Below are 11,476 nucleotides of genomic sequence, written 5' to 3'. Positions count from 1 at the left end.
GGCGGTCAGCGCGATCGCGAGGGTCACCCGGCGCACGATGATGCTCTTCATTCGTCCCCACCCCTATGTGATTCCTGTGACCGCACGCTGACGCGCGCGGGTCAGACGCCCGCGTAGGAGTGCTTGCCGGTGACGAAGATGTTCACGCCGTAGTAGTTGAACAGCCAGCAGCCGAAGGCGATCAGGGCGATGTAGGCGGCCTTGCGGCCCTTCCAGCCGGCCGTCGCGCGCGCGTGCAGGTAGCAGGCGTACGCGACCCACGTGATGAACGCCCAGGTCTCCTTGGGGTCCCAGCCCCAGTAGCGGCCCCAGGCGTCGCCCGCCCAGATCGCGCCCGCGATGATCGTGAACGTCCACAGCGGGAAGACGGCCGCGTTCACGCGGTAGGAGAACTTGTCGAGCGAGGACGAGGCGGGCAGCCGCTCCATGACCGAGGTGGCGAACCGGCCGGGCTGTCCGCCGCTCGCGAGCTTGTTCTCGTAGCTGTCCTTGAACAGGTAGAGCAGCGTGCCGACGGCGCCCACGTAGAAGACGGCGCCGCACAGGATCGCGGTCGACACGTGGATGTACAGCCAGTACGAGTGCAGCGCGGGGACCAGCTGGTCGCTCGCGGTGTACAGGACGGTGACGGCGAGCCCGAGGTCGAGAAGGACCGTCGTGACCAGCGGCAGGCCGAGCCAGCGCACGTTCTTCCGCAGCGCGAGCAGCACCAGGAACACCGCGACGGCCACGGTGGAGAAGGTGATGTTGAACTCGTACATGTTGCCCCACGGCGCCCGCCGCACCGACATGGCGCGGGCGACCACGCCGGCCGCCTCGACGGCCCACGCGAGGACGGTGAGGGACACGGCGATCCGGCCGTAGAGGTCGCCCTGCTCGTCCCCGCCGTGCGCGCCGGGCCCGTCGGGCACGTCACGCGCGCCGACCGCGGACCGGGTGACGACCTTGGGCCGCGCGAGGACGGCGGTGCCGCCCGCCGTCTGCACGGTGACCTCGGGCGCGGCGGCCGGCTTCTCGCCGCCCGCGGTGAGCGCGTTCGCGGTGCGCGCGACCTTGCTGCGGCTGCCGAAGAGCCACTCGGCGATGTACGCGAAGAACGCCAGCGTGTAGACGGCCATCGCGGAGTAGATCAGCGTGTTGCTGATGTTGGCGAGGTGTTCGTTGGTCGCGGTGGCCAGATCGGTCACGGCGCCCAGGTCGTGCGCGGTGGCGAGCGTCACTGCTTCTCAGCCCCTTCGGCGGCGGGTACGGGGATTTCGGCGTCGGCGGGTGCCGCGTCATCGTCGGGCTTGGTGGGCGCGGTTGCGTGGACGAGCGCGGCCAGGTCGCCGAGCTCCTCGGGAAGCTTCGCGGACTCGCTGCGGCCGAGTCCGGCCATCTCGACGACGGTGACACCGTCGGCGCCGGTGGTGGCACGGACCCAGACGCGGCGGCGCTGGATGAACAGCGAGCCGGCGAGGCCGAAGATCGCGGAGAACGCCCCGGCCAGCGCCCAGTCACTGCCGGGCTGCTGGGTGACCTGGAAGTTCGCCCACTCCTTGATGTCCTTGTCGAAGGTGATCGAGCCGGCGCCGTTCGGCAGGGTCATCGTCTCGCCGGGCCGCAGCCGCTTCTTGACGATGTCGCCCTTGGCGTTCTTGAACTGCTTCATGTTGGCCGGGTCGAGCTGGTACACGTTCTGCGGCAGGCCCGCGTCGACCCCGAGGCTGCCGTGGTAGCCGCTCAGCGCGAGCACCGGGTAGTCGAGCGCCGGGAACTGGGAGAACATGTCGCCCTTGCCCGCGCCGGCGAAGGTCGGCACGAAGAAGGCGGAGAAGCCGAGCTGTTCGCTCTTGCCCTGCGCGTTCTTGTAGCCGTCCATCACCTTGATGGCGCCCTGCGAGGTGACGTTCGAGTCCAGCGGAAGCAGGGGCACGGCGTCGTGGAAGACGACCTTGCCCTTGCCGTCCCTGACCGTCACGGTGGGCGCGTAGCCGTGGGCGGTGAGGTAGACCTTCGAGTCGCCGATCACGAGCGGCTCGTTGACCTTGACGACGGTCTTCTTCTCCTTGCCGTAGGCACCGACGCTGTAGTCGACGGCCGCCTGGTACGTGCGGGGGGTGCCCTTGTTGGGGCCGGTCCGCTCGTAGGTGCCGGTGAACTTCTTCAGGTCGAAGCTGAACGGGGTCAGGTCGTCGGTGCTGAAGAGGTTGCCGGACTTGAAGTCGTCGTAGGACAGGAGCGTGTTGGAGAAGCCGTCGCCCTCGACGATCAGCTTGTTGCCCTCGGACTTGAAGAGCTGGCCCCAGGCGAAGGCGACGAGCATCACGATCAGCGCGATGTGGAAGAGCAGGTTGCCCGTCTCGCGCAGGTAGCCCTTCTCCGCCGCGACGGCGTCCTTCTCGATGTGCGCCCGGAACCGCTTCTGCTTGAGCACCTTGAGCGCGGCCTCGCGGACCAGTTCGGGCTCGGCGTCGGTGCGCCAGGTCGCGTAGGCGGGCAGCCGGGAGAGCCGCTTGGGAGCGCCCGGCGGACGGCCCCGCAGCTGTCCGACGAACTGCCAGGTGCGGGGCACGATGCAGCCGATGAGCGAGACGAACAGCAGGATGTAGATCGCGGAGAACCACACCGAGCTGTACACGTGGAACAGGCCGAGCCGCTCATAGACCGGGCCGAGCAGGCTGTGCGCGTCCTTGAAGTCCTGGACCTTGGCGGCGTCGGTGCCGGACTGCGGGATCAGCGAGCCGGGGATGGCGCCGAGCGACAGCAGGAAGAGCAGGATCAGCGCGACCCGCATCGACGTGAGCTGACGCCAGAACCAGCGGACCCAGCCGGTGACCTCACGGCCGGTCCAGGTGATCCACCCCGCGGCGCCGGGCTTGCGGGTGCCGCCGAAGGAGCCGGGCATCGCCGTCTCGACGGGCGCGGTGGACAGCTGGGAACCGGCCTCGCCGAGTTCGCCGTCGGCGCTCACCCCGATGTGCCGCTTGGGGCTCACCGGGGCCGGCGCGCCGTCGTCCTCCGGCGTCGCGGTGGAGTCGCGGGTGTTGCCGGTGTCGGTCGTGCTCATGGATCAGATCCCTACCGTGAAGCCGCTGGACCACGTCTGCATCTGCTGCACCAGGCTGTCCCAGGCGCCTGTGAGCAGGAGCACGCCGGTCACGATCATCATCGTGCCGCCGATGCGCATGACCCAGACGTAGTGGCGCTTGACCCAGCCGAACGCACCGAGCGCCTTGCGGAAGGCGACAGCGGCGAGGACGAAGGGCACGCCGAGACCGAGGCAGTACGCGACGGTCAGTATGGCGCCCCGTCCGGCGCTCGCCTGGTCCATGGAGAGCGCGTTCACGGACGTGAGCGTCGGGCCCAGGCACGGCGTCCAGCCGATGCCGAACAGCGCGCCCAGTATCGGGGCACCGGCGAGACCGGTCACGGGCCGCCGGTGGAAGCGGAACTCGCGCTGCGTGAGCCAGGGCATCATCCCCATGAAGAACACGCCCATCGCGATCATCAGCACGCCGAGGATCTTGCTCAGCGTGCCCTGGTACTCCTGGAGCGTCGACCCGAAGTAGCCGAACAGGGCCCCGCCGGAGACGAACACGACGGTGAAGCCGAGGACGAACAAGGTCGCGCCGCCGACCATCCGCCCCCGTCTGGCGTCCGCGAGGTCGGTGCCACTGACCCCGGTGACGTAGGACAGATAGCCCGGCACGAGCGGGAGGACGCAGGGCGAGAAGAAGGAGATGAGTCCGCCGAGGACCGAGATCGGCAACGCGAGCAGGAGAGCGCCGCTGTAGACCGTGGTGTTCATGTCGGTCGAGGCGGCGAGTTCCGTGGACGAGTGGAGAAGGGACACGCCGGTCACTTCTCCGCGACGACGGGGTCGAGCATCTCGCGCAGCTTGTCCTCGCTGAGTGCCTGGAGCGTGCGGGCCGCGATCTTCCCGTCCCGGTCGATGACGAGCGTCGACGGGATGGTCTGCGGGTTGAGCGTGCCCTTCTTGAACCGGAGCATCAGCCTGCCCGTCGGGTCGTACAGGCTGGGGTAGGTGACGCCCTTCTCCTTCTCGAACGCCTTCGCCGGAGCGGTGCTGGGGTCACGGGTGTTGATGCCCACGAACTGCACGCCCTGGCCGGCGGTCTCCTTCGCGACCTTCACGAAGTTGGGCGCCTCGGCGCGGCACGGCGGGCACCAGGAGCCCCACACGTTGAGGACGACGACCTTGCCCTTGTAGTCCGCGACGTCGAGCTTCCTGCCGTCGACGGTCTTGCCGGAGAGGTCGGGGATGGCCACGCGGTCGCTCTTCGCCACCGTCGAGATGCCGTCCTTGCCGGCGACGAAGCCGCTGCCGCCGGAGCCGCCCTTCGTGCCGCCCGAACCGCACGCGGTCAGGACGAGCGCGGCGACGGCGGCCCCGGCGGTCAGCAGGGCGGCGCGGCGACGGGTGCGGATCGGGCGCTGGTCTGCGCGGCAGGCGGCACTCATGTGAAAAGTTTCGCATGCCCGATTCGGGGATCTTCCGCACCCCCCTTGCGGGCGGAAACCCGCATATCAGGCGGCCTGCCCCCGAAGGTAGGACTTCCAGCCGCCGACGGGCTGTTCGGCGACGTCCATCGACTGGAGCTTCGCCAGCACCTCGGGCCGCTGCACGTCCAGCCAGTCCACGAACTGCCGGAAGGAGACGAGCCGTACGTCCGCGCCCTTGCTCTTCTCGTTGGCGATGTACTTGAAGGCCTTCTCGACGGCGTCCATGTAGATGCCGCCGTTCCAGTCCTCGAAGTGGTTGCCGACGAAGAAGGGTGCCCGGTTCGTCTCGTACGCCCGCTTGAATCCGGAGATGTACGAGTTGGTCGCCTGGGTGCGCCAGCCAGGGTAGTTGTACGAGGGCGCCCGAGTGGTGGCGACCGACTGGTTGGCGAGGATGTTGTAGTCCATGGAGAGGACCTCGAAGCGGTGCCCGGGGAAGGGGATCGCCTGGAGCGGCAGGTCCCACAGCCCCTGCTTCTTCTGCGGCCAGCGCTGCACACCGCCGGGCGAGGAGGCGTCGTAGCGCCAGCCCAGTTCGCGGGCGGCGGGCAGCAGGTTGTCCTGGCCGAGCAGACACGGGGTGCGGGCGCCGATCAGCTCCTTCTCGTAGTCGAAGGGCAGCGCGGGCAGATCGGTCCAGCCCGTGTTGGTGCGCCACTCGGTGACGAACGACTTCGCCTGCGCGATCTCGCTGCGCCACTGCCGGGGCGTCCAGTTGGCGACCGAGCCGGAACCGGCGCAGAAGTGGCCGTTGAAGTGGGTGCCGATCTCGTGCCCGTCGAGCCAGGCCTGGCGCACCAGCTTCAGGGTGGACCGGACGTGGTCGTCGTTGAGGTAGCCGATGTCCGAGGCGCCCCGCGGGTTGTTGGGCGGGTCGTACAGGCGCTTCTTCGACTCGGGCAGCAGATACAGCCCGGAGAGGAAGAACGTCATGTGCGCCTCGTTCTCCTTGGCGAGCCGCAGGAAGCGCTCGAAGAGACCGGTGCCGACCTCGCCGGCGCCGTCCCAGGAGAAGACCACGAACTGCGGCGGGGTCTCGCCGGGCTCCAGCGGCACGGGCTCCGCGGGCTGGTGCGGCTGCTTGCCCGTGTAGGCGGTGGAACCGTCACCGATGGGGCGTACGGTCCGCTTCGGGGTGCCGGGCCTGCCGCTGCCCGCCGTGGGGGAACCACCGGCGTGACCCACGGCGTCCTTCTGCGCGGTGCCGCACGCGGCAAGTCCCATTGCGGCCGCGGCGCCTGCCCCGAGACCGATCATTCCCCTCCGGCTGACGTCCCGCATACGGTCCTCGTTTCATCGCACCCTCTCAGCTGGCTCTCAGCTGGCACCCCATGAGAGGGCACGATGAAGTCGCGGGTTCCGTATAACTCGCGCAGATTTATATGATTTTACGAATATGCGCTCATTTGGCCGTCAGGCCCCGAACGCCTTGTCCTTGCCCTTCACCGGCTTGGCACCGGCGAGGAGGTGCGCCGGAACCAGGTCGCGCGCGGGCTCGCTGTAGCCCACGGACACGATCTTGTCGCCGCGGTAGGTGAAGGTCGTCAGGGAGGCGAGCGTGCACTGCCGCTTGCGCGGGTCGTGCCACAGCCGGCGCTTCTCCACATAGCTGCGCACGATCCAGATCGGCAGCTGATGGCTCACCAGCACCGCCTCGTGACCGCGCGCGGCGTCCTTGGCCGCGTCCAGCGCGCCCATCATCCGCACGACCTGGTCGACGTAGGGCTCGCCCCAGGACGGCTTGAACGGGTTGACGAGGTGCTTCCAGTTCTCCGGCCGCCGCAGCGCGCCGTCCCCGACCCCGAAGGTCTTGCCCTGGAAGACGTTGTCCGCCTCGATGAGCCGCCCGTCGGTCGCCAGGTCGAGGCCGTGCGCCTTCGCGATCGGCGTGGCCGTCTCCTGCGCCCGCTCCAGCGGCGAGGCCACGACGTGGGTGACGTCACGCGGCGCGAGGTGCTCGGCCACCCGGTCGGCCATCTGCCGGCCGAGCTCGGACAGGTGATAGCCGGACAGCCGCCCGTAGAGCACGCCGTCCGGGTTGGCGACCTCACCGTGCCGCATCAGATGGACGACGGTGATGTCGTCGTCGCCCGCGGCGCCGGTGCCGCCGTTCGTACCGATGGACTCGCTCATGCCGTGGCCTCCGCCGCTGCCCGTGCCGCCGCCGGAAGGGCGTCGGCGATCCGCTGAACCGCCTGGTCGTCATGGGCCGCCGACACGAACCACGACTCGAACGAGGACGGCGGCAGGTACACGCCCTGCGCCAGCATCGAGTGGAAGAACGCGGTGTAGCGGAAGGACTCCTGCGCCTTCGCGCCCTCGTAGTCGCGCACCTCACGTCCCGTGAAGAACACGGAGAACATGTTGGAGGCGTTCTGCAGGCGGTGCGTCACACCCTCCTTGGCGAGCGCCTCGGACACCAGCGTCCGGATCCGCTCCGACACCGCGTCGACCTTGTCGTACGCCGCGTCGTCGAGCAGCCGCAGCTGCGCGAGACCGGCCGCGGTGGCGACGGGATTGCCCGAGAGCGTGCCCGCCTGGTACACCGGCCCGGCCGGCGCGAGGTGCGACATGACGTCCTCGCGGCCGCCGAACGCCGCTGCCGGGAAGCCGCCGCCCATCACCTTGCCGAAGGTCATCAGGTCGGGACGCACACCGTCGATCCCGAACCAGCCGGCCCTGCTCGTGCGGAAGCCGGTCATCACCTCGTCGGAGACGAACAGGGCGCCGTTCTTCGCGCAGGCGTCCTTCAGGCCCTGGTTGAACCCGGGCGCCGGAGGCACCACGCCCATGTTGCCGGGCGAGGCCTCCGTGATCACACAGGCGATCTCGCCGGGGTGCGCGTGGAAGGCGGCGTGCACGGCTTCGAGGTCGTTGTACGGCAGGACGATGGTGTCGCCGGCCTGCGCGCCCGTGACACCGGGGGTGTCCGGCAGGGCGAACGTGGCGAGGCCGCTGCCCGCCGCGGCGAGCAGCGAGTCGACGTGCCCGTGGTAGCAGCCGGCGAACTTGATCACCTTCGCCCGCCGGGTGAACCCGCGCGCGAGCCGGATGGCCGACATCGTCGCCTCGGTGCCGCTGGAGACGAGCCGGACCTGCTCGACGGGCTCGACGCGGGCGACGATCTCCTCGGCGAGGGCGACCTCTCCCTCACCGGGCGTACCGAAGGACGTACCGCGGGAGACGGCCTCCTGGACGGCGGCGATGACCTCGGGGTGGGAGTGTCCGAGGATCATGGGACCCCAGGAGCAGACGAGGTCGACGTACTCACGGCCGTCGGCATCGGTGAGGTACGGACCGGTGCCGGACACCATGAACCGGGGCGTACCGCCCACGGCTCGGAAGGCGCGCACCGGCGAGTTCACGCCACCTGGGGTGACGATGGCCGCACGGTCGAACAGCGACTGCGAGGCTGGGGCTTCGTAGGGATAAGGCAGTTCGGTCATGACCTGCGACGTCTCCGACTCCGGGGGGCTAGTGACTACCTCAGGGTAGGCCAGCGGCGCCGGGGACCCGGGAGGGGAAGAACGGGGAACCGTGAACGGACGGGCGCGGCCCGACGTACGGCTCGGGAGAGGAATGATCCCGGCCATCGCGGAGGGGCGGGGAGGAGCCCGGTACGACAACCGGCCCCCTTCCCCCGGCCATCTGCGAAACTGGGGCTACGGACGGACAGCTCACATGAACCATGGTGTTCAGGGGCCGCGAAGATCCCGCGGACAGGTGTTTCAGCGTACGTTTCGGCGTGCGGCCGTGGGGGAGGTCACTGTCACGATGATCGGGTTGCGTGGCGGGGGTCGCGCGCCTTAGAAAAGCAGTCGGGTGGAGATATGCATCGCGGTGGCGGACTGGGCGAGGGGACCGATGACCTCGGTCCTCGGCGTGCCCGGCGGGGAAAGCACCGACGCGAGGCGGAGGAAGCGGCCGGCACTCGGGCTGGACAGGCACAGGGACCGCAGGGCGACTCCGAGCACGACGACGGCTCGGTGGGGCGGCTGCGGGCGGGAAGCGGAAATGGTGGCCGGGTGGGGGTGACGTACAAATACTTCGGCGCTCCGGACGGCGCGACAGCGGCCCGGGTCCCGATCTCGATGCGCCCCGAGGAGCTCGGCGGCGACGAGCTCGGGATGAACGGCATGTTCACCAAGATCAAGCCGGAGACGATGGCCGCGATGGTCCTCACCGGCATAGAAGGCGTCCCCCTGCACAAGGTCCCCCCGCTGGAACTGGTCGTTCTCCACCCCGACTACGCCGTGGTCAAGCTCCCCATGACGGTCGTCGACCCGCTCCGCGGCATCGGCGAGGAGGCGGTCGGCGCGGCCGCCTTCATCTGGTCCACGGTCCCGGACCGGGGCGGCCCCCGCGACGCGTTCAACGTGTACCAGCTCCTGCACGAATGGCAGGACTTCTCCCACCGCCTCCACGAGGCGGGCCACCAGCCCTACTGCCTGGTCTGGCCCTGACCCGAGACGTATCGCCGCACGAGCGGGGACCATGAACCCCGCCTCTCGCGTGCCCCGGCCGTAGCCGGGAGCCACACCGCCCGGCGCTACAGCCCGCCCGCCACCCGCAGTACCGCCCCCGTCGTGTACGACGCGTCGGGCGACAGGAGCCAGGACACCGCGCCGGAGATCTCGTCCGGGCGGCCCGCTCGGCCCAGGGGGATGGCCGGGGCGACCCGGGCCGGGCGCTCGGGGTCCTGGTGGAAGTCGGTCCAGACCGTGCCGGGGGCGACGCAGTTCACGCGGATGCCGTCGGCCGCGACCTCCTTGGACAGGCCGATGGTCAGCGCGTCGACGGCGGCCTTCGCGGCGGCGTAGTGGACGTACTGGCCCGGGCTGCCCAGCGTCGCCGCGGCGGAGGAGATGTTGACGATCGCTCCCCCGCCCGCCGCGGTCATCTCCCGTACCGCGCGGCGCGCGCAGAGCAGATAGCCGAGCACGTTGACCTCCAGGGCCTGCCGCATGCCCGTGGGGTCGGCGTCGGCGAGGCGGCCGTTGGGGCCGCTGATCCCGGCGTTGTTCACCAGGCCGCTGACCGGGCCGAGTTCGGCCGCGGCCGCGTCGAAGAGCCGGTCGACCCCGCCCGCGTCGGACGTGTCGACGGCCACGGTCAGACACCTCCGGCCCGCGGCACGGACCTCCTCGGCGACCTTCTCGGCCGCCGCGGCGTCGGACCGGTAGCCGATGACGACGTCGTGCCCGTCCTCGGCCAGCCGACGGCCCACGGCCGCGCCGATCCCCCGGCTGCCGCCCGTCACCACGGTGATCCTGCTTCCGTCCCGCACGCCCGCCATCGCCCGCCTCTGTCTCTCGCCGTTCCCGCCGTTCCCGCCGGTCAGCCGGTCAGTGTGCCAGGCGCGGGACGGGCGGCGAGCGGGCCGGCGTCAGAGGGGCGTCAGCGCGGGGGCGAGCGGGGTCAGGAAGACGTCAACACGCCGGACACGCCTGCCACCCGCGCCTTCCATGGGAGACGGCCGGATTCCTGGGCAACGGATACCTGGGCGTCCGTGCGGCGGACGGCCGGCGAGGGACGGGGAGGAACGGGGAGGTCATGATGCGCGCTTCGGGTGCGGGTGTGGGCGGGGAGAGCGGCGCGGGCGAGGACGGTGTCCGCCCGGGCCCCGGCCGGCGACGGGTCGTCGTCGGGGTGAGCGGGTCGCCGGGGAGCCTGGCCGCGCTGCACCGGGCCGCGTACGAGGCCCGCCGTGGCGGCGCCGACCTGTTGGCCGTACTCGCCTGGGAGCCGCCCGGTGGCACGTACGGGTACCGGCGCGCCATCTGCCCCCCGCCGGTGGAGAACCTCCGTCAGGACGCCGGCCGGCGGCTGCTCGACGCGCTCGGCTCGGCCTTCGGACCCGACGGGCCCGAGGTGCCGTTCCAGGCCGTGGTCGTCCAGGGCGCGGCCGGGCCCGCGCTCGTGGAGAGCGCCGCCGGTGAGGGCGATCTCCTGGTGGTCGGGGCTGGAGGGCGCGGGCCGTTGCGCCGCGCCCTGTTCCCCTCCGTCGCCCGGTACTGCCTCGCACGCGCCGGCTGCCCCGTCCTCGCCGTACCGCCCTCGCCCCTGGTGAGCGATCTCGCGGCGGTCCGGCGCAGGATCGGCCTCCACCTGCCCCTCGACGCGAGGGAACTGACGGTCGGCACGCGCTGAACGGACCCGGCCCGGCGAGCGCCGGCCGCGCTCGCCCGGACGCCGGACCACCCGACGCCGAACCGCGGAGCGGCCCACCCGCCTGCTCTCCCCACTCCCGCCCCTCCCCTGCCCTCCCCCCGTGCCCGGGCCCCATCCGATGGCCCCTCACCCGGACCCCGCCGGCATCCCGTTACGAGGACACGAACCGCCGGGACGTCGGGATCTGACGGCCCGTGCCTCCCGCTCGCCGGCGATCTGACGACCCGTGCCCTCGCGCGCGTCGCGCCCTGACGGTCCGTGACCCAGGGTCCGGACGTCGCGATCGGACACTGCGGGGTCCCGCGCCACGCCCGGGACGGTGAGCAGACGAGTCGCCGCCGATCGGGTCAAGCGCAAAAGGCCCGACGGGCTCGGCGACACGCCGGAGGCTCGCATCGAACGGCCAGGTCAGAGAGGGGTGGCCGTTCTCGGGTGGGCGAACGGGACGGCCGTTGGGGGCGGCGGCGGGAGTGGGCCGAGCGTGCGCCTCAAGTGGTGGGCGGAGCGGATCGGATTGACGGTGGATCACGTCGGGCCGGGTTCACGACTGCTGACAAGAGGTCAGCTGCCCGGTCCTGACGGAAGGACTCCGACAATGCGATCTGCCCGCATGCTCCTCGCTGCCGCGACGGCCACCGCCGCTCTCGCGATCGCCGCCCCCGGCGCCTACGCCGTCACGGCCGGCGACTGGGACCACGACTCCTCGTCCTCCTCGACCAAGGAGCACGACGACTCCTCCTCTTCCTACAGCAAGGAGCACGACAAGGACAGCGACCACGACAAGGGCTCCGGGCACGAG

The 11,476-nt window shown here is 70.8% G+C and carries 10 protein-coding genes and 1 pseudogene; 3 read left to right on the top strand and 8 right to left on the bottom strand.

Annotation, left to right across the window (positions count from 1 at the left end):
- Positions 1-101 precede the first annotated feature (101 nt).
- The 7 genes from ccsB to hemL form a co-directional block, all read right to left on the bottom strand.
- Entirely contained in the window at positions 102-1,220 is a 1,119-nt protein-coding gene (gene ccsB, locus ABZT74_RS31655; RefSeq protein ID WP_355880578.1) for a c-type cytochrome biogenesis protein CcsB, read from the bottom strand.
- On the bottom strand, positions 1,217-3,049 hold the full coding sequence (locus tag ABZT74_RS31650; RefSeq protein WP_356440564.1) for a cytochrome c biogenesis protein ResB: 1,833 nt from the start codon (positions 3,047-3,049) through the stop codon (positions 1,217-1,219). The genes ccsB and ABZT74_RS31650 overlap by 4 nt, the downstream gene beginning before the upstream one ends.
- Positions 3,050-3,052: 3 nt before the next feature.
- Positions 3,053-3,790: a cytochrome c biogenesis protein CcdA gene (locus ABZT74_RS31645; RefSeq protein ID WP_356440568.1), complete on the bottom strand. Its 738-nt coding sequence runs from the start codon at positions 3,788-3,790 to the stop codon at positions 3,053-3,055.
- A 50-nt stretch (positions 3,791-3,840) separates the two neighbouring features.
- Positions 3,841-4,464, bottom strand: a complete 624-nt coding sequence (locus tag ABZT74_RS31640; protein WP_355880584.1) for a TlpA disulfide reductase family protein — start codon at positions 4,462-4,464, stop codon at positions 3,841-3,843.
- Positions 4,465-4,530: 66 nt separating this feature from the next.
- A complete protein-coding gene (locus ABZT74_RS31635; RefSeq protein WP_356440559.1) occupies positions 4,531-5,787 on the bottom strand; it encodes a hypothetical protein in 1,257 nt (418 codons plus the stop codon).
- 132 nt (positions 5,788-5,919) lie between these two features.
- Positions 5,920-6,639, bottom strand: coding sequence for a histidine phosphatase family protein (locus ABZT74_RS31630; RefSeq protein WP_355880590.1), 720 nt, complete (start codon positions 6,637-6,639; stop codon positions 5,920-5,922).
- Positions 6,636-7,952, bottom strand: a complete 1,317-nt coding sequence (gene hemL / locus ABZT74_RS31625; RefSeq protein ID WP_356440555.1) for a glutamate-1-semialdehyde 2,1-aminomutase — start codon at positions 7,950-7,952, stop codon at positions 6,636-6,638. The genes ABZT74_RS31630 and hemL overlap by 4 nt, the downstream gene beginning before the upstream one ends.
- A 384-nt stretch (positions 7,953-8,336) precedes the next feature.
- Here hemL and ABZT74_RS31620 point away from each other — a divergent pair, with 384 nt between their 5' ends.
- A complete protein-coding gene (locus tag ABZT74_RS31620; protein WP_355880596.1) occupies positions 8,337-8,969 on the top strand; it encodes a hypothetical protein in 633 nt (210 codons plus the stop codon).
- A gap of 86 nt (positions 8,970-9,055) precedes the next feature.
- Here ABZT74_RS31620 and ABZT74_RS31615 read toward each other — a convergent pair whose 3' ends face one another.
- Positions 9,056-9,793 carry an SDR family oxidoreductase gene (locus ABZT74_RS31615; protein WP_356440552.1) on the bottom strand — a complete coding sequence of 246 codons (738 nt, stop codon included), beginning with the start codon at positions 9,791-9,793 and terminating at the stop codon, positions 9,056-9,058.
- 266 nt (positions 9,794-10,059) lie between these two features.
- Here ABZT74_RS31615 and ABZT74_RS31610 point away from each other — a divergent pair, with 266 nt between their 5' ends.
- Both ABZT74_RS31610 and ABZT74_RS31605 read left to right on the top strand, forming a co-directional pair.
- On the top strand, positions 10,060-10,656 hold the full coding sequence (locus ABZT74_RS31610) for a universal stress protein (protein ID WP_356440549.1): 597 nt from the start codon (positions 10,060-10,062) through the stop codon (positions 10,654-10,656).
- Positions 10,657-11,272: 616 nt separating this feature from the next.
- Positions 11,273-11,476: pseudogene (locus ABZT74_RS31605) on the top strand (DNA primase); the annotation flags it as partial.

It is taken from the genome of Streptomyces sp. NPDC005302 (genome assembly GCF_040607345.1).
Taxonomy (GTDB): Bacteria; Actinomycetota; Actinomycetes; order Streptomycetales; family Streptomycetaceae; genus Streptomyces.
This window is presented reverse-complemented; position numbering and strand designations above follow the sequence as displayed.